This window comes from Bacteroides sp. 51, from assembly GCF_010500965.1.
Taxonomy (GTDB): Bacteria; Bacteroidota; Bacteroidia; order Bacteroidales; family Bacteroidaceae; genus Bacteroides.
In genome coordinates, this window is record NZ_QVMI01000029.1 from 1 (window position 1) to 23174 (window position 23174).

Annotated in this window: 27 protein-coding genes and 1 tRNA gene; 11 read left to right on the plus strand and 17 right to left on the minus strand. The window is 36.3% G+C overall.

Features of this window, described 5'->3' with window-relative positions; genetic code table 11:
* Positions 1-92: 92 nt before the first annotated feature.
* Positions 93-812 (minus strand): phage integrase SAM-like domain and Arm DNA-binding domain-containing protein, encoded by a 720-nt coding sequence (locus D0T87_RS18200; protein ID WP_163176681.1) that lies wholly within the window; start codon positions 810-812, stop codon positions 93-95.
* A gap of 417 nt (positions 813-1229) precedes the next feature.
* On the opposite strand from D0T87_RS18200, the gene D0T87_RS18205 reads away from it, so the two are divergent.
* The 3 genes from D0T87_RS18205 (at position 1230) to D0T87_RS18215 (ending at position 3133) form a co-directional block, all read left to right on the plus strand.
* A complete protein-coding gene (locus D0T87_RS18205; RefSeq protein WP_163176682.1) occupies positions 1230-2396 on the plus strand; it encodes a site-specific integrase in 1167 nt (388 codons plus the stop codon).
* An 87-nt stretch (positions 2397-2483) separates the two neighbouring features.
* Positions 2484-2672 (plus strand): hypothetical protein, encoded by a 189-nt coding sequence (locus D0T87_RS18210; protein WP_163176684.1) that lies wholly within the window; start codon positions 2484-2486, stop codon positions 2670-2672.
* A gap of 41 nt (positions 2673-2713) precedes the next feature.
* Positions 2714-3133: a DUF5053 domain-containing protein gene (locus tag D0T87_RS18215; RefSeq protein WP_163176686.1), complete on the plus strand. Its 420-nt coding sequence runs from the start codon at positions 2714-2716 to the stop codon at positions 3131-3133.
* 45 nt (positions 3134-3178) lie between these two features.
* Here D0T87_RS18215 and D0T87_RS18220 read toward each other — a convergent pair whose 3' ends face one another.
* A complete protein-coding gene (locus D0T87_RS18220) occupies positions 3179-3577 on the minus strand; it encodes a DUF5675 family protein (RefSeq protein WP_370526916.1) in 399 nt (132 codons plus the stop codon).
* Between the two features lie 33 nt (positions 3578-3610).
* On the opposite strand from D0T87_RS18220, the gene D0T87_RS18225 reads away from it, so the two are divergent.
* Positions 3611-3949, plus strand: coding sequence for a hypothetical protein (locus tag D0T87_RS18225; protein ID WP_163176690.1), 339 nt, complete (start codon positions 3611-3613; stop codon positions 3947-3949).
* Positions 3950-4059: 110 nt separating this feature from the next.
* On the opposite strand, the gene D0T87_RS18230 is transcribed toward D0T87_RS18225, so the two are convergent.
* The 10 genes from D0T87_RS18230 to D0T87_RS18275 all read right to left on the minus strand — a co-directional run bounded on the left by D0T87_RS18230 (position 4060) and on the right by D0T87_RS18275 (position 11289).
* Positions 4060-5349, minus strand: a complete 1290-nt coding sequence (locus D0T87_RS18230) for a terminase large subunit domain-containing protein (protein ID WP_163176692.1) — start codon at positions 5347-5349, stop codon at positions 4060-4062.
* Entirely contained in the window at positions 5336-5767 is a 432-nt protein-coding gene (locus D0T87_RS18235; RefSeq protein WP_163176694.1) for a hypothetical protein, read from the minus strand. The genes D0T87_RS18230 and D0T87_RS18235 overlap by 14 nt, the downstream gene beginning before the upstream one ends.
* Positions 5768-6030: 263 nt before the next feature.
* Positions 6031-6411 (minus strand): hypothetical protein, encoded by a 381-nt coding sequence (locus D0T87_RS18240; RefSeq protein WP_163176696.1) that lies wholly within the window; start codon positions 6409-6411, stop codon positions 6031-6033.
* A 62-nt stretch (positions 6412-6473) separates the two neighbouring features.
* Positions 6474-6974, minus strand: coding sequence for a hypothetical protein (locus D0T87_RS18245; RefSeq protein WP_163176698.1), 501 nt, complete (start codon positions 6972-6974; stop codon positions 6474-6476).
* On the minus strand, positions 6916-7257 hold the full coding sequence (locus tag D0T87_RS18250) for a hypothetical protein (RefSeq protein ID WP_163176700.1): 342 nt from the start codon (positions 7255-7257) through the stop codon (positions 6916-6918). The genes D0T87_RS18245 and D0T87_RS18250 overlap by 59 nt, the downstream gene beginning before the upstream one ends.
* A 63-nt stretch (positions 7258-7320) precedes the next feature.
* Complete coding sequence (locus D0T87_RS18255) at positions 7321-8952, minus strand: hypothetical protein (RefSeq protein WP_163176702.1); 1632 nt, start codon at positions 8950-8952, stop codon at positions 7321-7323.
* 1 nt (position 8953) lies between these two features.
* On the minus strand, positions 8954-9418 hold the full coding sequence (locus tag D0T87_RS18260; RefSeq protein ID WP_163176704.1) for a hypothetical protein: 465 nt from the start codon (positions 9416-9418) through the stop codon (positions 8954-8956).
* Positions 9415-9972: a hypothetical protein gene (locus D0T87_RS18265; protein ID WP_163176706.1), complete on the minus strand. Its 558-nt coding sequence runs from the start codon at positions 9970-9972 to the stop codon at positions 9415-9417. The genes D0T87_RS18260 and D0T87_RS18265 overlap by 4 nt, the downstream gene beginning before the upstream one ends.
* Positions 9973-9997: 25 nt before the next feature.
* A complete protein-coding gene (locus tag D0T87_RS18270; protein WP_163176708.1) occupies positions 9998-10744 on the minus strand; it encodes a hypothetical protein in 747 nt (248 codons plus the stop codon).
* A 460-nt stretch (positions 10745-11204) separates the two neighbouring features.
* Positions 11205-11289: transfer RNA gene (locus tag D0T87_RS18275), tRNA-Ser, on the minus strand.
* 133 nt (positions 11290-11422) lie between these two features.
* Here D0T87_RS18275 and D0T87_RS18280 point away from each other — a divergent pair.
* From D0T87_RS18280 to D0T87_RS18290, 3 genes are all read left to right on the plus strand, one after another.
* A complete protein-coding gene (locus D0T87_RS18280) occupies positions 11423-13915 on the plus strand; it encodes an endonuclease MutS2 (RefSeq protein WP_163176710.1) in 2493 nt (830 codons plus the stop codon).
* A gap of 84 nt (positions 13916-13999) precedes the next feature.
* A complete protein-coding gene (gene corA / locus D0T87_RS18285) occupies positions 14000-15043 on the plus strand; it encodes a magnesium/cobalt transporter CorA (protein WP_163176712.1) in 1044 nt (347 codons plus the stop codon).
* Positions 15044-15157: 114 nt separating this feature from the next.
* Positions 15158-16366 (plus strand): L-serine ammonia-lyase, encoded by a 1209-nt coding sequence (locus D0T87_RS18290; protein WP_163176714.1) that lies wholly within the window; start codon positions 15158-15160, stop codon positions 16364-16366.
* Between the two features lie 76 nt (positions 16367-16442).
* Here D0T87_RS18290 and D0T87_RS18295 read toward each other — a convergent pair whose 3' ends face one another.
* The 5 genes from D0T87_RS18295 to D0T87_RS18315 all read right to left on the minus strand — a co-directional run bounded on the left by D0T87_RS18295 (position 16443) and on the right by D0T87_RS18315 (position 20187).
* A complete protein-coding gene (locus D0T87_RS18295; RefSeq protein ID WP_163176716.1) occupies positions 16443-16928 on the minus strand; it encodes a PepSY-like domain-containing protein in 486 nt (161 codons plus the stop codon).
* Between the two features lie 35 nt (positions 16929-16963).
* A complete protein-coding gene (locus D0T87_RS18300; RefSeq protein ID WP_163176718.1) occupies positions 16964-17404 on the minus strand; it encodes a PepSY-like domain-containing protein in 441 nt (146 codons plus the stop codon).
* A gap of 139 nt (positions 17405-17543) precedes the next feature.
* Positions 17544-18809, minus strand: coding sequence for a HAMP domain-containing sensor histidine kinase (locus D0T87_RS18305; RefSeq protein WP_163176720.1), 1266 nt, complete (start codon positions 18807-18809; stop codon positions 17544-17546).
* Positions 18806-19483, minus strand: a complete 678-nt coding sequence (locus D0T87_RS18310) for a response regulator transcription factor (protein WP_163176722.1) — start codon at positions 19481-19483, stop codon at positions 18806-18808. The genes D0T87_RS18305 and D0T87_RS18310 overlap by 4 nt, the downstream gene beginning before the upstream one ends.
* Positions 19484-19638: 155 nt before the next feature.
* On the minus strand, positions 19639-20187 hold the full coding sequence (locus D0T87_RS18315) for a DUF4738 domain-containing protein (RefSeq protein WP_163176725.1): 549 nt from the start codon (positions 20185-20187) through the stop codon (positions 19639-19641).
* Between the two features lie 85 nt (positions 20188-20272).
* Here D0T87_RS18315 and D0T87_RS18320 point away from each other — a divergent pair, with 85 nt between their 5' ends.
* The 4 genes from D0T87_RS18320 to D0T87_RS18335 all read left to right on the plus strand — a co-directional run bounded on the left by D0T87_RS18320 (position 20273) and on the right by D0T87_RS18335 (position 23014).
* A complete protein-coding gene (locus tag D0T87_RS18320) occupies positions 20273-21193 on the plus strand; it encodes a hypothetical protein (protein WP_163176727.1) in 921 nt (306 codons plus the stop codon).
* Between the two features lie 100 nt (positions 21194-21293).
* The gene (locus D0T87_RS18325; RefSeq protein WP_163176729.1) at positions 21294-21872 is read left to right on the plus strand and encodes a plasmid pRiA4b ORF-3 family protein; all 579 of its coding nucleotides are present in this window, start codon (positions 21294-21296) and stop codon (positions 21870-21872) included.
* A gap of 15 nt (positions 21873-21887) precedes the next feature.
* Positions 21888-22322 (plus strand): UPF0158 family protein, encoded by a 435-nt coding sequence (locus D0T87_RS18330; protein ID WP_163176731.1) that lies wholly within the window; start codon positions 21888-21890, stop codon positions 22320-22322.
* Positions 22323-22618: 296 nt separating this feature from the next.
* Positions 22619-23014 carry a YtxH domain-containing protein gene (locus D0T87_RS18335; protein WP_163176733.1) on the plus strand — a complete coding sequence of 132 codons (396 nt, stop codon included), beginning with the start codon at positions 22619-22621 and terminating at the stop codon, positions 23012-23014.
* Positions 23015-23174: the final 160 nt, after the last annotated feature.

Here is a 23174-nt window from a genome sequence, read left to right on the forward strand (position 1 = left end):
AAACTATAAATTCAAATCGAAAAAAAATAAAACCGCTATAAATCATTGATATTTAAATGTTTAATTAATCGTTTCGGGGATTTCTCCGGACACTACTGATTTATCATCTTTTGTATTTCATGACTTTCTAAAAAATCCCGATCAACTGGATCTAAAGAGAATTTGATTTCAGCAAATGGGTCCTTTTTAAGTAATTCTCTGTTTATCGCAATACGAGTTATTTTTTTGAAATTCTTGAGATATTTGGTAGTCGTATTATGACTGCAACCTCTCTCAGTCTTAAAATAGAATTCATAATCCTCAATAAACTGTCGATTAAGTTCATCAAGATAATAATCGTCTTTTTTATAACGCCAGCGTATAAACTCTTGAGTATGCTTAAAACAAGTCTCATATCTTTCGATAGTAGCAGGTGAGATATCAATACCAGATAATTTCTTACATCTTTCATTATGCTCACGAAATACTTCCAGGATTGTATGTCTAGCAGATTGATCACGACCAAGATATCGATCTAAAACCATTTGGGCAGTAATAAACCTTTCACCATCAATCTCCAGATCTCGATGTATATGAGTAATACGTGCACGAATTGCATCGAGATACATATTCAACCCTTTAGCTAAAGGAGTTTTCTCAATAGCTTTACCACGTGCACTATTCCACAAGTCGGGAGATATTGTTTTCTTCACTGTGGTATCAGCACGCATCCGATTGATTGTGATTCTTAATTGAATTGGCGCTTCACCATGTTTGTTTAATCGCGTACGTCTAATATAAAACGCCACGCTAAAAGTCATTCGTTGTTCCATTTTTCACTTGATTTTTGGGTTATAAAATTACTATATCAAGTGCAAAAACAAACTATGCAAAACGCTGAATATCTGCGAATTAAAACCTTATTCGGTGGCATTTTTTTGCTTTTATTTTTGCCACCTATTATGCCACCAAAAAATGCTATAAAATGCTATATTTTGCAATAGGTAGAAAAATAAAAAACCCTGTAAATGTTTAATTTACAGGGTTTTGCTTTCACATAAAGCACCTCCTTGCGGAGAGGGAGGGATTCTCTCCTACTTCATTATCAATGAGTTAAGTTTCACAAATCGCAAATTAATAAAGTCTTTCTGATGCGGATAAAAATTTGCATTTAAAACTGTCGCAGAAGTATTGCACAAAATATTTGACAATAAAATAAATCATAATGTTTAATTTAAAAATTTAAAGTTATGATGACTTTTAGTGTTTGTTTTGTTTGTCGCCCTTCAAAAGCCGATAAAACAGGTTTATCACCAATTGAAATTTCACTGTCTGTAAACAACGAACGGGTGTATATTACAACCACCCGAAAATGCAAAGCTTCTTCTTTTGATGCAAAAAGACAAATGGTAAGAAGAGAACCTGATACCAACGAATTCTTATCCGATATTAAGAAGAAACTGTTTGAGTGTCAAACAATCCTTTTCCAAAGGAATCTTCCAATTACAGCAAAAACCGTAAAAGATGCCTTCATAAATGGTATTGAGGAAAAGAAAGTAATGCTTATTGAATACCATTATGAATTTATGAAAACCGTTCAGATGAAATGCGAAAATGGACAATTATCTGATACCACATTTTCAAAGCACCTTATCACCATCAGAAATTTAAAAGATTATATAAAAGGAAAATATGAATTGGAAGATTACCCAATTCAGGATATTAATTATGAATTCATAGATGGCTTTTTCACATTCCTAAGAAAAACCAAATCACATAATACAGCATTAAAGGACATAGACCGATTTAGGCAAATTGTAATTCTAAGTTTTAATTCTGGTGTTATAAATAAGAATCCGTTCACAACTTGGAAACAGGTAAAGGAAAAAAAAGAAGTGGAATTTCTAACTGAAGCTGAAATTAATAAAATTGAGAAAAAACAGTTTGGTAGTGATAGACTTAATAAAGTACGGGATGTGTTTGTATTCTGTTGCTACACAGCACTTGCATATTCAGATTGTTTTGAACTCACACCCGAACATATACATACTGATGATAGTGGTAATATATGGATTATCAAACCCCGAAAGAAAACAAACGTAATGGCAAAAATTCCACTTATTCCAAAAGCTTTGCGGATTTTGCAGAAATACAATTTTGAATTGCCAGTTCTTTCAAATCAAAAATATAACTGTTATCTGGATGAAATTGGTACTATATGTAATATTAAGAAGAAGCTACATACACACATTGCCCGACATTCCGCAGCAACATTATTCTTAAACAATGGTGTTCCTATTGAAGCGGTTTCAAAAATTTTGGGACATACCAATATCAAACAAACGCAGCATTATGCAAAACTACTGGATAAATCAATAATGGAATCAGTGAAAGGTAGTAAGTTATTTCAATTATAACTTAAAATACCCATCTTAAAATTGGGGTATAACCTAAAGATTACCTATATTTGTAATGCGATTAAATAACAAGTGATATTTGAAATTATGGACGAACAAGAAAAACGGGAATGGCTTAAAAATATTTCAATGCAGATATTGCAAGCCAAAGAGAATCTAAAGATGCTTAGTTTTCTTTCCAATGAGAAAAACATTCAGAACAACAAAGAAGTTGATTATTGGTTGGATAGACTAAGGAATTTGGAAAACCTTGAAAGAGAATTGAAAAAGAAGTAATTAACTTAGGGGGTGTACCCCCCCATATAAAACGTAATAATATGGACTTTAATACAGAACTTAATAAATTGGTAGATTACTTTAATGGCACTGATACCAACAAGTTTAAAGAACAATATGGTGTTTTGGAATCCAATTTTGATTTAGATGAAGAAAAGAAAGACCTTATTCAGAAAGCAATTTCAGAAGCATCCAGAAAGCAAGGTGAAAAGGTTGATGCCTTTATAATTGAAACAAGATTGAAATTACAGTTGGCAGAAATTACAGAAGTTGTATCTTTGAAGTATATTGCAATGAAGTACTTCAACCACTCAAAGAGTTGGTTATATCAACGCATTAACGGTAATATTGTAAAAGGTAAACCTGCAAAGTTTACAGATGAAGAATTAAAGAAACTGCAATTTGCCATAAACGATATTGGACGTAAACTATCAGAATTTCAAATATCTTCTGTTGTTTAATCGCAACGTCCAATTTAAGGGTAGGTTAATTCCTACCCTTTCTTTTTATTCCACTGTTATTTCAATATCCTTTTCATCTTTCAATAACTCAACCAACTTCTTTTCATAGTGTGTTGAATTAATAACCTTACCTTTCACTTTATTCTCACCAACAATAATACAACCACAACTGTGTTCAGCCGTATTTCCTTTGTGTATCAATATTCCTTCAAAGAATGGTACATCTAATAGTCTTGGTAATAATCGTTTAAATTTCGGGCTTACATTAAGTATTATCTTATATGTTCCTGATGGTATTGCAGTTTCACAATATACCTTATCTTCAATACTATTCAGTTCTCTTACAACATCCTCAATAGTATCACACAGGTATTCATCATTGATGTATAGTTTACCAATTGTGTATAACTCACCTTTATAAAAACGGTGTAATCTCAATCTTATCATTATATTTGTGTTTTTAAAATAGATAAGATTATGAGAAAAACAGAAGAAGAATATTTAAACAATGTTTTGAATTCATTTGCAAAACTGGATGCAGAAGCGGAAGAAGCTAATGTATCTGGAATTACATACCTGCAAGCATATAAGAATCTAATTGTTTCAGTTTGTGATTTAAAAACTCATATCAACCCCAGTTATGCGGAAAAGATTGATATGTTCGACAAATTATATGATACGGATAAGATAGAGCCTAAAATAATGAAGTTACATTTAGAAGGGGATAAAACTGCATTAAAATCGTTTCTGAAAACTGAAACACAAAAAATGGCAGATTTCATTAAACCTATATTGGTTCAATCTTTGAAAAAATAATGAGGGGTATAATTTACCCCCACTATTGTGCTCATAATTTGCGACCAATATTTGTAACTAATTGATAATCAATATAGGTTCGGTTCTCACACATACTATTTTACTGATAATCAGTGAATGAATTTGTAGGAGAACTTACCAGTATTCAATTTTTCATTCTTACATTTTAAGGCTATTGCCAAACTCATTATTCTATCATCCTTATGCCCTGCCTTTGCTCCAAAAGAAATTTTCTTTGTCTTGGTTATCTGATAAATGAAAGTGGAAAATTGGGAAAATAAATCAGTATCCAGTTTGTTCAACCAAACTTCATTCCTATCAATGGCTAAAGCCAATTCAGTTATAATATCCGTTTTAGTTTGGTTGGTAGTAAGAAACGAATGGAGAAGTTTTTTGTTCTTCACCAGTTTCTTGATTTCATTTATCATAACTGAACCAATAGAATTTTCTTCCATATAAACGCCTTGAAGATTTTTGGTTGAATTAATTATTTCGGCAATTAGTTTATAGCGAGTATCTAAGTTACCAGTTATCTTATGTTGGAATACTTGGTTGGAATCATTGATAGTGGTTACAATAGTTTCATCTGCACCAACTGAAGAGAAGTCAATCCCAATCCAATGTCTTAAATTATCTTGTTTTGTATTTAATTGATAGTCAGCGAATTGTTTGTCAAATCCTTTAAAGTAAGTAATAGCATCATCAATAAATTCGCATAAAAATTCTTGTTTAAATGCTAATTCAGGATATGATTTTTCTAATTCTTTTAGTTCATCTGGTGAAATTAACGCATCATCATATATTGTTTTCTTTATGTACTTATATCCCTTTTCCTGATTAATACCTTTTAAACATAAGTCATAGTAAAATCCTTTTTTTCCAAATGGTGTAGATATGGCAATAAGTTTTCTTCCTTTTACTTTAAAGGTTGGGTAAATGACATTCCAGAATAGATTATTATTTTCATCCCCTTCATTGTAGAATGCAGCTTCATCCAAACATATATGGGTGAATGTTTGTCCCCTTAAACTATCTGATTGTTCTGCTGATGCAAGTAATAAAGTAGAGTTGGTAACTGTTTCAATTATTAAGTCTGTTGCATTGGCAGATTTAATTAAACCACTATTTCCAAACAGTTTAACAATATCTTTGAATATTTTTTTGGATAGTTTTAATGTTGGAGCTAAATAACAAATTGAATTATACTTTCTGCATAACCACCCTACAATTAACAATTTGATTGTTGTTGTTTTACCTTGCTGTCTTGAATAGTTTGCACATATATACTTGTAGTGCATATTATGTGCTGCATCATATAGTTCTTTTTGGGACTTTGTTAAATTGAGATTTTTAATTTGAAGGGTGATTTTCTTTGCTTTTTGAACATCATCCTTCTTCATTTTCCACCTCTATTACATCTTCATCATTATTGGTGTTTGCGTTGAAATCAATTTGAACTATGACATCTGAATTAATCATTAGTTTTTCAGGTTCGTTCAATCCCATCAGTTTAGTTAATGAATCCAGTGTTTGCCTTGCGTTGGTTCTATCTGCATTATTTACCGCATCTTCATATATTGACAGGTATCTATCATACATTAGATTACGTTGTTTCTCTCGATTATCAGCCAATTCAATAGCACATTCGTCATAGGCTTGTTTCACAACTTTATAACGCTGTGCTCTACTCCACTTATCAGAACCCCAACCATAGGTATCAACTTCAAGTTCTTTGATTATTTCATATCTCGTTTGCCCATTTATAATTTTAGTCCATATTTCTTGAACCCAATCCTGTTTCAAATATTTCTTACTCATATTATCTACTTTTTGGAATAGATAAAAAGAAAGGGATGTAGACAGTTAAGCTACATCCCCAGATAAAAACAGGTTTAAACTATATAATGAATAGGTGTTTGAAATTTCTTTTAAAAGAGGGGTGCAACGCTTCACACCCCTGTGTCCAAGTTGGTTGACCTTGAACACTGAATTAACTGGTTAGGAATTATTTCAATTTTCTATTTATTTTATCAATATCGTCTTTCATTTTACTTTTTTCATAACCTTATTACCAAGGGGATTTACTTGTTTTTTTTAGCCTTACCCCAATATTTATCAGCCCAATAAAAGAGTTTTCTATTGTAATCTAATGCAATAAAATCAAGATTCATACAATTAGCAATAACTGCAATATATTCTTTTCCATTATGTGCATATCTTCTTTTTTCCACTTTATAAGTGCCTTCAAATTTATCATCAACCCATTCGCCAAAAATTGGATTACCGTAACGCATTGAATATGTATTATTTGAATAAAAAGTTATTTGACACCAATTTTCACTACCATCATCGGCAACAGTCCAAGTACCAATAATATCCTCTTTTACTGATATAACACTTGGAGTAAAATAATCTTCAACTATTGCAACTGTAAGACCAATAGAACCACATACAATATTCATTGCTTTTATTATCAGTTATTTCATCAAATAGTGCTTCTAAAGCATCTATTATTTCTTTTAGTTTATGAATCATAGATGGGTTCATAGATGTAGTTAACGGTATGTTCTGAATTGAAATAATTAGGATTCAACTCAAACAATGGGTATGATGAAGTGATATTAAGAGTAATGGAATAACCAATACTTTCAGTTTTTGCACCTGTTTGATTCTCATAGGTAAGAGTAACACCACCATCAGAGCCGAACACAAAGTATCTGCCAGTATAGGTTCTAAATGCAACCAAAAACTTTGAATTGGTTGATTTCAACATCTCCCTTTGAATATCTGCATCATATAAACCTATAAATGTGGCTAATTGCTGCCCGTATGCACTATTATTTACTTTTTCGGTAAAATTAGCTTCATCTACAGATTGTAATTCAAACCAATCCCCTTTAGTATATATATTATCCACATACATAGAATCATATAATGAATCATCTTTGAATTTATACCCATCGAAATCATTTATATCTAATATCCAAAGGTTTATATAAGTTTCCCTTGTATTTGTTATTGTCAATGGAAGTAATTTTAAATAGCCCTTCAAAAATCCTAATACTATCAACTATTAATTCAGCATTGAACAGGTGATTAAACTTATTCTTAACTTCTTCATTGTTAGCGTAATTAAATATTTCATCATTGTTTTTCGAGAAAGGCAAAGTAATGGTATAGGAGTACTGGACATCCTTTGAAGTAATCTCACTTGGAATGAATATTTCTTTATTTAATCTAACACCTAATTCATAAGGATTGGTTATATCACACAATTTACCATTAATATAAAGTTCTATGTTTACCATTTATCTTCTTTTTCAAAAAGATAAAGACTATGAAAAAAGGTGTTGTTTCCAACACCCTTATATTTAATTACCGTTTATTGAATCGGAGTATCTGTATTTCATCTGTATCTGATATTGGTTATCATTGCTGTTATATTTTAAATTTATATCCTGAATAATAACATACCTCTTACTGGATAACTCATATATAGCTTTGGATGTGGCTAATTCCTTTAACCATTCAACTGTTTCATAACTAATTGAAGAAGATTGCACTGTGAATATTTCTTCCATTGTTTTAGAATACACTGATTCAATTTCATCAGATACGTTATAGTTAGGCAACAACGTTTTAAATATATTGGTGGATTCATCCAATTTAAATTCATTACTCCATTCTCCATTGAAGTTAAATGTTTCCCAACCGCCCAACCTGTTTAGAAAGGCAAATTCCACAATCTTATTATAACATACTGGAATTACATCATATCTTAATTCATCTGATACCACAGAACCATTACGAGATAAACCAACAGTGAAATACCCTACTACTTTACCAGAAGATAATTCAATACTTTCAATATCAGGTTGTAACCTAACAGTGTTAACCACATCAAATAACTTTCGGTTCTGGTTATGCTTTATGGAAGTGATTATATATGTACCGCTCTGTGTGAAGTATCTGTAAGTTAGTCCCAGATTATATTCCTTACTCAAATTAATACTATGTTGGGCATCACTAAATATGAAATTGAAGTATTCGGTTTGTCCATTTATATACTTCTTTACAGGCTGATTGGTAAGAGGTTTAACCAAATCAAAGCCCTTAGTTCCATCATATACATAATCACTTATATCATTAGGATTTAATGTATAATCATACCCATTAAATATATAAAGTACATTGGAAATATAGAAAGGAATACGGTTCAAACCATCATATTTCTTAGCTACAAAACGATAATTCAAAGATGTACCTGCATTAACCCAACTATCCGAATAAAGAAAACCAGTACTATAACCAATCTTCTTGTTCATCAATGTATTGGTTTCAAACCATAAACTTTCCTTATAATATGATTTGGATAAAGTGGTAATGTATGTACCAAAGTCACTATTTACAGGTGCATCATTTTCACCAAGGAATATGCCAGTATCTTCATATACATCCAATTCTATTTCAGTATTTCCCTTTCCACCGTCAATAGTATCACTGTTGGAAGAAGAATTAGGATTACCTGAAATGCTAATAAATGTACTATTCAAAGTATTAAAGCTGAAAGTATATTTAGAACCACCACCCTTTGAGGTAATATAAATCACATATCCATTGTTAATAGCACTCCCATCAATGTTGAAGGGTATGGTAATTTCAAAGTTGGAACTAAAAAAACTATCCTTCAATAATGTATTCCTGATGTTCTGTGCTGTAACGCTTCTATCACCGTTTAAAAGGAATGTGGTATCATTTACATTCTTACTTTCATTTGTCCCTTGGTAGATATGCTTAATCCCACTTTCTGTTTCTGTTAGCTCAATTTTGGTTTGTTCTGGATATTCCACACTTCCTGCATAAGTGGTTCTTACCGTCAGTGAGATACTAACAGGTGTGTAAGCATTTGATTTACTTTCAAATACCACAAAGTTAGGGTTGTTGGATAAGGTTATCTTCTTATTCTCTGTTACGTTTGCTATATCTTGTGTTTTAAATCCCATCTTAATTAAAATATTCTTCTATCTCTTTTATTATTGAATCAAAGATTCTATCAAAGTACTCTTTTTCAAACAACTCATCCAACTCTTCAAATACATAGTATAATATCGGTCTTGGTCTAATTCCCAGATTATATATAGACCTTTGAATGGCAAATAAGGTGCTGTTGTCTGAACCAATACCTTTTCTAACCGCCCAATCCCTTAAAGCATCAATAGGCACTTTAGGAGTATGGTATCTTTCCCGACCTCTTTCAACATATTCCACATACTGGTTCAATAACATATATACCACTGGATTACTATTATCTACATCAGTTTCAATTTCTTTATAAAGATTGGAATCTTTCAATGTATTCTTATCAACTTTCAAGTTCACACCAACATCATCAGAGGCTAATACCCTTCTCACCAGTTCAATTATATCTTCTGCAATGACGGTTAATGCTTTATATATGTGTTCGTTCATTTTCTTTTTAATTTTAAATCAAATGAAAGCGGCTTATTTACAAAGGTTTCACACTTGGATTTTGCATTTACATCAAAGCTATTCAGTACTTCCTTGGTTTCAAACTCCTTATTATCATCAAAGTGTTCACCCAATAAGCAATAGTTGCTGATATTCTTTAATGATAGGTTTACTGTAAACCTTATACCACTGGCATTATTATCATAATAATCAGAAAGAGTAACCCAAGTCCAATCAGGTAATACACTTAGTTCAGCATATTCATCAAATTTCAACTTCTCAATCATATTCAAACCCGCACTTAATGCAAGTGATTGACACCTTAATACATCCATATCATTTGTTGGTATTAATAAGATGCAGAAGTTTGCAGTTATGGTAAATGCTCCACCCTCACTACCTTTGTTCTTTGCATATATGGGTTCTTCCAACCAGAATAATGGATGTACTTCATTCCCTTCTCCTAACTCATAATTCTTATCATAATAGAATGATTTGATTAATTTATGTTTGCGGCTTAACTCCCTGAATGTGTCTACTACTGTGTTTATCATTGTATTTATTATCTTCTCATTTTATTTATTTGTTCTTGAAACTTCCTTTCTTGTTCCTCGGCTTCTGACTTGTCTTTCTGGTAGGATAAGAAGTTGAATATTTCAATAACTCCTTTTTCAAGTGTTTTATCAATCTGTGATATATCATCTTTTGATAACGAGACAATTTTTCCATACCACCCCCATTTTTGAGAAAGGCTTCTGAAAGCTCCACTTGTTGGTCTGCCATTTCCACCACCGTTGAACAAAGGTTCATAGTCTCTATGTATTTCTGATTTAAGGTTAAAAAAAAAGCGTATAACGGAAATACCTTATCCAATGTAAGTTCCTTGAATATCTTGATTCTTGAAGGGTTATTCTTTGAATTATACTTCTCGCCAATTGGTCTGCACACAATAGCAAGTATTTCAGATAGTCTATTTTCCGTTTGTTCAAATACAGCTTCTACATCCACCCATTCAGCAAGGGTTAATTCATCCTTATAACTGATTGAATAGGAAATACCATCAATATTTATTTCATTTTTTAGTCCGTATGATTCCATTCCACCTTGAAAGGTGAAGGATACAAGATTAATAAGGTCTAAGAAGAAAGAAGAAGGTAATTCATTTAAAACTTCATAAGGCATTTTGGTGATTTTGCTGATTAAATGTATTCTATCAGTTAATGTTTCAACCTTAGAATCAAACCATTCTTCATAGTCTCCAAGGGTAATATCTTGAAAGGATGTTGGTATATTATAAGTTGTATTATCAATCTTAATTTTCTTCATTTTAATACTGTTTTTAAGAAAGATAATGTGATTGGAATTTGAATATAATGCAGAATTTGGGTATATTTGTATGTAGTTCTTTGATTTATTTATTGTCTTTATTAGTGAAATAATCATCTGGTTCCGAAGGTTCAAATCCTTTTTCTCCCATATTTTACAGTTTTCATTTAACTGACTATATACCAATTTGTTAAATTACTATTTGCGACCATTTTTATACTAAAAAAAGTAGGTCGCAAATTTAGTCGCAAAAGTGCTGCACAACTTGCGTAGCATACAAGCAACAATGTGGGTGCAAAATTTATTTGGAATTATTGGAAATGGAACAGCAAACCCATTCAGAACACTCACAAAAAGGCTTTAAACAAAAAAAACACCCAAAATGGATGCTTTAATTTGCTTTCGAGATAGAAAACTTTCTCCTGATAATGTACTAAATTTGTGGTCTTTTAGTACTCAGCGGAGAGGGAGGGATTCGAACCCCCGGAAGCTCACACTTCAACGGTTTTCAAGACCGCCGCGATCGACCACTCTGCCACCTCTCCAAAACCTCTTTTTCAAGAAGTGCTTTCCGTTGAAAGCGGTGCAAAGGTACGAATGATTTTTAAATCCGCAAACATTCAAGCGATTTTTTCGACAATAAATCGTATTTTTGTCCCACTAATAGAAGTAAAGCAAATGATTTATCCTCATAATTTTGAGCAAAAGATAGGGTTCGATCAAATCCGACAGCTACTTAAAGACAAGTGTCTGAGTACGTTAGGTGAAGAGCGAGTGGCAGAGATGGCCTTCTCCGACCAATTTGATGAAGTACAAGAAAGACTCAACCAAGTAACCGAGTTTATCCGTATTATTCAGGAAGAAGACAATTTTCCTGCGCAATACTTCTTTGACGTCCGTCCGTCACTCAAACGCATACGCGTGGAAGGCATGTATCTGGACGAACAGGAACTATTCGACCTGCGCCGTTCGCTGGAAACCATACGCGACATTGTGCGCTTCCTCAACAAAAACGAGGAAGAAGAAGAAGACACCCCCTACCCCAGCCTGAAGAAACTGGCTGGCGACATTGCCGTATTCCCCCAACTCATATCTAAAATAGATAGTATTCTCGATAAATACGGTAAGATAAAAGACAACGCATCTCCCGGACTATCGAAAATACGCCGCGAACTAAACAGTACAATGAGTAGCATATCCCGCTCGTTGAACAGTATACTGCGTAGTGCACAATCAGAAGGTTATGTGGATAAAGATGTAACCCCAACCATGCGCGACGGACGTCTGGTTATCCCCGTGGCACCCGGACTGAAAAGAAAGATCAAAGGGATTGTACACGATGAATCTGCCAGTGGGAAAACCGTATTCATTGAACCGGCAGAAGTAGTAGATGCCAATAACCGTATCCGCGAACTGGAAGGAGAAGAGCGTCGGGAAATCATTCGCATATTAACCGCTTTTACCGAAACCGTACGCCCCTCCATCCCGGAGATATTACAATCTTATGAGTTCCTTGCCGAGATCGACTTTATCCGGGCGAAAAGCCATTTTGCCATACAAACCAATAGCATCAAACCCGCACTGGAAAACAAACAACTACTGGATTGGACTATGGCAGTGCATCCATTATTACAACTTGCATTAGCCAAACAAGGCAAGAAGGTTGTCCCATTGGATATGGAGCTAAATAACGAGCAACGTATACTCATCATCTCAGGACCAAATGCCGGAGGTAAATCCGTTTGCCTCAAAACAGTGGGGCTGTTGCAGTATATGCTCCAAAGCGGCATGCTCATTCCACTGCACGAGCGGAGCCACGCCGGAATGTTTGGCAGCATCTTTATAGATATTGGCGATGAACAATCCATCGAAGACGATTTAAGTACCTATTCTTCTCACCTGACCAACATGAAAATCATGATCAAGAACTGCAACGAACGCAGTCTGATCCTCATTGATGAGTTCGGAGGAGGTACAGAGCCTCAAATCGGCGGAGCTATAGCCGAAGCTGTTCTGAAAAGGTATAACGATAAGAAAACCTACGGAGTGATCACAACCCACTACCAAAACCTGAAACACTACGCAGAAGATCACGAAGGCGTAGTAAATGGCGCTATGCTTTACGACCGGCACCTGATGCAGCCCCTTTTTCAATTACAAATCGGAAATCCGGGTAGCTCCTTCGCTGTAGAAATCGCACGGAAAATCGGATTACCCGAAGATGTCATTGCCGATGCTTCAGAAATTGTAGGGAGCGAGTACATCAATGCCGATAAATACCTGCAAGATATTGTCAGAGACAAGAGATACTGGGAAGGAAAACGTCAAACCATTCGTCAGCGGGAGAAACATATGGAAACCACCATTGCCCGTTATGAAGAAGAAATAGAAGAACTCCGTAAGTCGCGTAAAGAGATCATTCGCCAGGCGAAAGAGGAAGCCGAACGGATACTTCAGGATTCCAACGCTAAGATTGAAAACACCATCCGTACCATAAAAGAGACACAAGCGGATAAGGAAAAGACACGCCAGGCACGTCAGGAGCTAAGCGATTTCCGTCAGGCAATGGAAGATAAAGCCACCCAGGAACTGGACGAGAAGATTACCCGAAAAATGCAAAAACTGCAAGAAAAGCAGAACCGCAAAAAGGATAAGAAACAAAACACTGCGACAAAAACACCTGTCGCAACTCCGAAAGTAGATACCATCATCGTAGGAAGCATTGTAAAACTAAAAGGCCAAACATCCGTAGGTGAGGTACTGGAAATCAGTGGAAAGAATGCAATTGTAGCTTTCGGCAGCATAAAAACGACCGTAAAACTAGATCGTCTGGAACGTTCGAATGCCACCCCTGTAAAGAAAGAGAGTGTAAAAAGCACATTCGTCAGCAGTGAAACCCACGATCAGATGTACGAAAAGAAGCTCAACTTCAAGCAAGACCTGGATGTAAGGGGAATGCGTGGAGATGAAGCCATTCAGGCAGTGACCTACTTCGTTGACGATGCCATACTTGTAGGCATGGACCGGGTACGCATTTTACATGGCACAGGAACAGGGATTCTCCGCACCATCATCCGGCAATATCTGCAAACCGTACCGGGAGTAAAACATGCAGCCGATGAGCATGTACAATTCGGAGGGGCAGGAATTACCGTAGTCGACCTGGCTTAATACCAAACATTTAGGCTAAAAAATTGTTCTCATATATAAAACCATTACCTTTGCAATGGCTCTTTGAATATTAATTCATAAAATATGAAGAACAATTTACTTAGTGAAAAACTGGTCTATACCGGGGAAAGCACCTCTCCAGCTCATTTGCAGCTATGTAGTTATAGTGCAACCGAACTACAGGAAGCTAAAGGTAAAGCATTCAAAGATGTCAGCGAAACGATAGACAATAATCGTATTAACTGGCTGAAAGTCTGTGGAATGAAAGACACAGAAGTAATACGTGATGTATGCGAACATTTCGAAATTGACTTCCTTGTTCTTCAAGACATTCTGAATGCCGATCACCCAACGAAAATAGAAGAGCATGATAGCTATCTTGTAGTTATCATGAAAATATTTCATTTTAATGAAGATGACAAGCAAGGAGAAATGCTGCAACAGCAATTATGCCTCATCCAAGGCCCTAACTATGTACTCAGTTTCCTGGAATACGATTCTCCATTCTTCGATGATATTGCAGCCGCTATTCATAATAATGTTTTAAAGATTCGTGGCAGGCAAAGCGACTACCTGTTAAGCGTATTGCTCAATAGCGTAATGGCCAACTATATACATATCGTATCTTCTATTGATGATGATCTGGAAGACCTGGAGGAAGTTTTGCTCAAAATCACAAGTGCCGATGACATTGGCATACAAATACAATCCCTCCGCCGGCAATATTTGCAGATCAAGAAGGCAGTGCTCCCTCTTAAAGAACAATATGTCAAACTCTTGCGGTCGGATAGTATTTTAGTGCACAAGGTAAATCGTGCTTTTTTCAATGATGTGAACGACCATCTGCAATTCGTACTGCAAACCATAGAAATCTGCCGTGAAACATTATCTTCACTGGTCGATCTTTACATATCCAACAACGACCTTAAAATGAATGATATCATGAAAAGGTTGACGGTTGTATCCACCATCTTTATCCCCTTAACTTTCCTTGTGGGAGTTTGGGGAATGAATTTTGATTTCATGCCCGAACTCAGTTGGAAGCATGGATATCTGTTTGCATGGTTACTTATGGCGCTCATCGGAGGAGCCGTCTATCTATTTTTTAAAAGAAAAAAATGGTATTAATCAGGAGTTAGAAGTTAAGAGTCAGAAGCTAGGTCATATATCCCATTTATCATGTACCTCAGCAAAATAAACTTTAACCTGACTACTAACTTCTTACTTCTAACTACTAATAATATGAAAACAATCAGAGAATTATTCCGAATAGGCACTGGCCCATCGAGCAGTCATACGATGGCACCACGCAAAGCCGCAGAGATGTTTTTGGGACGTCATCCGGACGCTGCATCGTTCAAAGTAACACTATATGGTAGTCTGGCTGCCACAGGAATTGGCCACATGACAGATGTTGCCATTATAGATACACTACAACCCACGGCGCCGGTAGAGATTATCTGGCAACCCAAAGTTTTCCTCCCATTCCATCCCAACGGAATGACCTTTGCAGCATATGATCAAGAAAACAAACTTATAGATAACTGGACCGTATACAGTGTAGGTGGTGGGGCCTTATCAGAAGGAGAACAAAAACAGACCATCGAAAGCCCGGACATCTACGCCATGAGCAAAATGACCGAAATACTCCTTTGGTGCGAACGTACAGGTAAGAGTTATTGGGAATACGTCATGGAATGCGAAGAATCTGATATCTGGGACTATCTGGAAGAGGTGTGGAAAACCATGAAAGAGGCCATCCAACGTGGACTTGATGCCGAAGGCGTACTGCCCGGCCCATTAAACCTCAGACGTAAGGCTTCTACATATTTCATTCGTGCCACCGGATACAAACAGTCGCTTCGTTCGCGTGGATTGGTTTTTGCTTATGCCCTGGCCGTTAGCGAAGAAAATGCATCAGGGGGCAAGATAGTAACAGCGCCAACTTGCGGATCGTGTGGAGTCATCCCTTCTGTTCTTTATCACTTACAAAACAGTCGGGAATTTAGCGATACCCGGATCTTACGGGCATTGGCAACCGCCGGACTTATAGGAAATATTGTAAAAACCAATGCTTCCATCTCGGGAGCAGAAGTCGGATGCCAGGGAGAAGTGGGTGTAGCCTGTGCTATGGCATCGGCAGCAGCTAATCAATTATTCGGCGGCAGTCCCGCACAAATTGAATATGCAGCAGAAATGGGACTAGAACACCATCTTGGCATGACTTGCGATCCGGTATGTGGATTGGTACAAATACCTTGCATCGAACGCAATGCTTATGCCGCTGCACGAGCTTTAGATGCTAACATTTATTCTACTTTCACCGACGGCATGCACCGTGTCTCATTCGATAAGGTTGTAACTGTTATGCAACAAACCGGACATGACCTCCCATCCCTATACAAAGAAACAAGCGAAGGAGGATTAGCAAAGGATTACGAACAAATGTAGGCGGCGAGGTGCCGCTGCCAGGTTTCCATGCAGATGGTTTACGCCCGCATGGAAACCTGGGTACGGCACCTTGCCGTCATTCTGGCCAATGTGTATCATCACCGGTGGTAACATCAACTTCGTCCAGAAGTTCTCCGTCTGCCGAGAAATAAAGATCAACTTCTTTATTATGCTCTTCGACTTCAATTACATATTCAGATGCGCCATTAGCATATTGCAAAAGGTCTCTGTCATCCACACGCCAGCTTCCATACGTAGCGTGAGCAGCAAGTGCAGCAGTTACAGCAGCAGGTAGATCGGCAGCCAACAGTTCAGTTTCAGTCATCTTCCACTGTGCGTCTGCTGTAAACCACACATCCAAATCCTTTCCGTCTACATGGCAATCTGCCACCAGGTAAGTTTTCTTCTTTTCCCATTCTATATGGGTTGCGTTAGGATACTTTGCAGTCAATGCTGCTTGTACAGCATCTTCAGGTTTAAAATCGTCGTCATCGCTACAAGAGGTGAACGAGAACATTGCCATACACATAGCAGCCAGCATCATGAATCTTACTTCTTTCATAATCTTTTCTTTTAGGTTGATATTAATTTAGTTTGTCAATCATCCAATTCGCGAAGTTGTCCTTTCTTATCGAACTTGATACTTAAGTCGTTATTCAATTCAACTTCAATACCATGGCGGTCACGTTCGATTTGTGTAATCGTTTGCCCGCTAAAGTTTGTCTTTACATACTCTTTTACATACTCAGGAATAATAGAAGCAGGAACAGTTCCTCGCTTGCAATCCACATCAGTCCACTCCCCTTTGCTATCAAATTCAATCTCCACTCCGCTGGTCAATACAGCTTCGTACTTTTTGCCTTTAAGCAGCTCACTCTCAATCTTTATATAAGAGATTTGAGGTTTAGTGAAATGTTGATTGATAAAATTACGGGCAGCAAGTGGAAGCTGCATTTCGTCCTTAGTCACCACATCCTTTGCAGATGTAAACTGTATGGCTATAAGTGCCATTACTACTAATGATAGAATCTTTTTCATAATCGTTATTTTGGGTTTAAGTAAATCAGTTTCGTTCGATTCACATTACAAATAACGATAGCAAAATGGGAAAGATTTGGGAATTACCTGATTTAAGAAAGAACTTTTTATTTTTTAACAGAACAGACTCCTTAGAAGACTATTTATGCAAACGAAAACAATGCATACCATCCCACGTATAATCTAAGGAAAGCCGATAAGATGCCGCTATTGATTTGGCTATCGCTAAGCCTAAACCCATAGAATCCTTTTTAGTAGTTTGAGCATGATAGAAACGTTGAAAGATTTTATCTTTCTCCAATGGACTACTTCCGCTATTCTTAATAATAACGGAACTTGAATTAATAAGAATGTGTAGTTCACCGCCCTCTGCGCTATGCACCAAAGCATTTTTCAATAGATTAGTAACCAACACCTGCGCTAACGTAGCATTTCCCCTGAATATAAATTCACCGGCATCCTCACGCTTCAAGGATATGTGCTTTGATTCATAAATATCCATCAGATCAGGCAACATATTATCAATAACACGGTTAAGTACAATATCTTCTGTATCCGTATATTGTTTATTCTCTATGCGCGATAACAGCAACAACGATTTATTGAGTTTTACCGCACGACCCAATGTATTGTAAATATCATCAAGCTCCTTCATTTGTTCCTCAGTAAGGGGTTCACTCTCTGCCAACAACTCTACTTTACCACGTACAATGGCCAAAGGAGTTTGCAACTCATGCGAAGCATTCTCTATAAACTGCTTTTGTTCCTGATAGGCTTTAAAGCTTCGGTTACTCATATCAATAGCAGCCTCACCCAACTTACTAAACTCTTGTATTTTAGTATCATTTTCCAATGGAGGCACTTCTTTACCCGGCTGCACTTTCCCCAACCACTCCAATAACCGGTCCAACGGACGAAACGATTTCTTCAACACCAGTCGGGTAACCAGCAACAAGCAAAGCAACAATAAGGTAAACAGGGCTAATAGGTACCATAGAATAGCCTCAATCATATCTTCCCTCTCCAAAGTAGAAGTCATGATTTCTAGTTCATAATATTGTCCGCTGGGCATCATGAAACAACTTTTCATCACGCGCACTGGCTCATATTCGTCTTCTATCTCAATATAAACAGTCGAATCGTAATACTTTTCCCGATATCCTGCCGCTTCTTCCACTGAAATCGGTCGAAAAGAATAAAGAGACATCAATGTTCCTTGTGTATCTAATATCGTTGAATCCTGCAAAGCACTTCGTATGATAATATCCCGGTAGTTCTCCAATGAATCATCCGTTTCATCAGTCACCTCTTCTAATATGGCATAATAGAAAAATACTCCCCATGCGCTCATCAGCAAAAAGAGTAGAACAGATATCTGACGAAATATATAATGCAGCAGTTTCATAATTCAGATAATTTATAGCCAAAACCATAAACGGCATTAACCTCAACCGTAGCACCTGCCTGTTTCAGTTTCCTGCGTAGGTTTTTCACTTGCGAATAAATAAAGTCCAGACTATCTGCCTGATCAATATTATCCCCCCACACCGCTTCGGCTAAACTCATTTTATTAATCACCCGATTGGGATTCACTACAAAATAATAAAGCAGATCGTATTCTTTACGATTTAGCTGTAACGGTTCACCTTCTACAACAACTTCCCGATTATCAGGCCACAGTTTCAGGTTGCCTAACTCTATAGAGATATCGCCTTGCGTTTGCTTACGACGAATAATGGATTTGACGCGGGCATTCAATTCTGCCAGATGAAAGGGTTTAGTCAGGTAATCATCAGCCCCTAGGTCTAAACCATAAACCTTATCCTCCAATGAGTCCTTAGCGGATATGATCAATACACTATCGCTCCGGTGAAGTTGCTTCAGTTCTTTCAACAGATCAAGCCCACTTCCACCGGGTAACATGATATCCAGCAAAATACAATCGTAATTATAGTCATTAACCTTTAGCATTGCCGTGTGATAGTCTGATGCCGTTTCAACAACAAACTTTTCCTTGATCAATGACGCGCGAATAGTTTCTCTTAATTCCGGTTCGTCCTCAACAATAAGTATCTTCATATTCTTTTCCTCCTACTATCGGCTTTAGGCAATGGGTAGCATACAAAGTAAAGAATCAATTTGGGAAAGAATCTGTAATTTAGTTGACAGTTGATAGTTAACAGTTGACAGTTGATAGTTGACAGTTACGATGCCGCATGGTTAACTGTCAACTATCAACTGTCAACTTCATAAATCTCTTCCATCAGTTCCTCTTTCACCATCGACATCTTTCCGTCAGGCGTAATTGTAACCGATATCGGAATATATAAATCCGTTTGGGGATAACTCACACTCACCGCATACACAAAGCCTTGTGACGTTGTTTTATCAAACACCATACCTTCCAGAATAGCATGTTTCATGAAATCCGCACCTATCAATGAAGAAAAATTATGCTTGGTAAATGTCTTATTGAATACTTTCTCATTTCCCCGGGTCAATCGCAATGTAATTGTATTATCTACAAACACATCTCCCATATCGTTCTTAACACGAGCCAGGGAATCGCCAGGTACCCGATTTACAAATGATTGATAGTCCTTGCCTTTAAAAGTGATTGTTTGTTCCATTTTAGAAGGTTGCATACGTTGCACACCTTGTGAATCAACGCTATCTTTTAACACTATACGTGTTTCATCATGTTTTGTAGTGTCTTTATTTCCTGTACATGCCACCATGGTAGTTAGCCCCAGCAACATAATGATATATATTAGTTTTTCCATATTTAATGATCTAATTTGATGCATGCAAAGATAAAGAATATACATAAACAAAAGAACAATTCTCTTTTTTTTCGGTTATATAGATATGGCACAGAATGTAGTATTTAAACATATAAATAAGATATATTCATTCTTCCTATCCGATTCGAGGAAAAAAGAAGTTGAAAAAATCATTTTCCTGACAGCCATTGTAGCATTCATACTTCATCTCACATTGATTGCGCTGGTTGACATCGGAATAATACCCATAAATGAGGCAGACAATAAGAACTCTCTTAAACTATTATCAGCTATTTATACCCCATTTACGATTATCTTATTATATGAGATATATTCCCTTATATACTATCTGCCTAAATCACTAACTATTTACCTGGGCAAACAGTACGAAATCATTGTATTGATACTTATCCGTAAGATATTCTACGATTTATCCAATGCATCTGTTACCCATGCCCCATTTGAATTCAGTCAGATTCAGGGAATACTTATCACATTCACCAGTCTTATTGTATTTTGTTTACTCATATTCTGTTTCTATAAACTCAGTGGAAATAGGTGTATCTTAGGAGATGAACGTCAGTGCGATGGGGATAGAAGCATAAAATACGTAATTGCCAAAAAGATTCTGGCTATCGGACTAATGCTTTTATTTATTGTACTCTTTATATGGAGTTTTACTGTATTCGGTCATATATCGCCAACTATAGACAACACTATTCTTATCCTAAAGCACATGAACAACACGTTTTTTGATATATTCTTTACTGCGTTAATCCTAACCGAAGTATTGGTTTTGCTATTATCGTTCAGTCTAACCGAGCAGTTTCATAAAATTATACGAAATTCCGGTTTTATCATATCTACCATCTTGTTAAAGTTATCCTTTAAAGCAGATGGACTTAGCAATACAGTAATTGTATTTGGAGCTATCGCTTTTGGTGTTGCTATTTTGGGGGTTTATCGTTTATATGAGCGGAAGTTATTCAATAAAAAAGGGGCATAAGGAGTTATTTTCTCCTAATTACACTAATCAAGTACAATAAATACACATTTATACTTTGTAGATATTTTATTTCACACTATTTTTGAAAAAAATAATGTTTATGACTTATCTATTTAAAATTCAAATAAAAGGAATCACCAGACCTCCAGTATGGAGAAAACTCGCAGTTCCTTCGGATTTCACTTTTTTAAAATTCCACAGTGTAATACAAACCGCATTTGATTGGGAGGATTATCACCTATTTGAATTCATGGATAAAGAATATCAAAGCAATATTCGGATATCTATTCCAGCCGAAGATAATCTTTTCGAATTCGGATATGGTGTCGAAGCCCAAGATCCTTCAAAGACTAAGCTTTCTGATATTTTCACGAACAACGTCCGTAAACTGCTCTATATCTATGATTTTGGCGACAACTGGGTTCATGAAATCACATTAGAAGACACCTCGGACGATAAAACAAAGAAAGCTGTCTGCCTTTCAGGAAAAGGGGCCTGCCCACCCGAAGACTGTGGTGGCACATACGGTTATGAAGAAATGAAAAACACTTTCATAACGAGTCCCGATAGTGAAGAAGCCGATGAATATAGAGACTGGCTTGGATTGGAAGAAGGCGAAAATTGGGACGCCAATGCTTTTGATATAGATATAGTAAATGACTATTTAAAGAAAATATAACAAAACCGAACTATAATGGATATTGATTCTCCAAAATACCCTAAAGAAACAATAAAGGATATTGCTCAAAGAATTGATATGGGCATGATTTGTTTCCTTAATACAGACACCCTGGAAGTTGATTGCGTTTTGGGCGAATCATACCTTACTTACGGTGATGAAGAGTACGATAAGGTAAGCCGTGAAGTATATGATAAAGTAGACAGCTGGGAGCATTCAACACGTATTGATCCACCCGAATCATGGGAATCATTTAAGATCATGGAGGATTTTATTGAGTATTGCATCCCCGACCAAGACACTATAAAAGAACGTTTATGGACTGCTATTTCAAAACGTAAACCCTTTCAGAACTTCAAGTATATTATTGATGATAGCAAATATAGGCAGTCTTGGTTTGATTTTAAGCAAATGCAACTGGAGAAATTTGTTTTGAATCAGTTGTTGTAAATAAGAATAAGATCATCCGACGATTTTCATCAAAGGTCCGGATGATAATTTTTCACGGATTTAAGAATAACCTCAGACGAGCGTTTTAGTTATAACTGCATTCGCTCTGATAATTTGAACAGCCTCACCCTTTGGGACGATATTAAGACAGCATAAGTTTCTCTCATAACCCCACAAAAGAAACACTTTTCTGCTTGACCCATTATTTAACGCTCAATCAAAAACAAAACCGTATTCATTATTGTTGAAAGTATCATTAATAGGAATTTAAGTATTAACCTAACTCAACAAAGAAAATGAAAAAGATTTTAAATGTATTTATTGCAGCAGGACTCATCCTGTCATTAGCTTCCTGTAGCGAAAAGTCTAAAAACAACGCTAAGGACAATATAGACGATGCTAAGAACAAAGTCGAAAACGCCGCAGACAAAGCTGGTGATAAGATTGACAAAGCCGTAGATAATGTACAAGATGCGTGGGAGGACACCAAAGACGATGTGAAAGATGGTGCCAAAGATGCAAAAAAAGAAATCAACAAGGCTGCCGATAAAGCTGGTAAACAGATTGATAAAGTGGCCGACGATGCAAAAGATGCCTGGAATGATACCAAAAAGGATGTGAAGAAAGCAACAGACAAGGCAAGCAAAGAAATCAAGCAGGTAGGCGATTCGATTAAGAAGAATCTGAACTAAGCGTACTCAATCTTTAAATAAACACCAGAAAGCGATTTGTTTAGCAATCGCACTGTAGGGGCAGGCCTTGTGTCTGCCCTTGACGCTGAATAGTGAAATCAATGATACACCTAGCGTTGCCACGGGCGGTTCGCGAACCGCCCCTACAGTTAATGGGAAA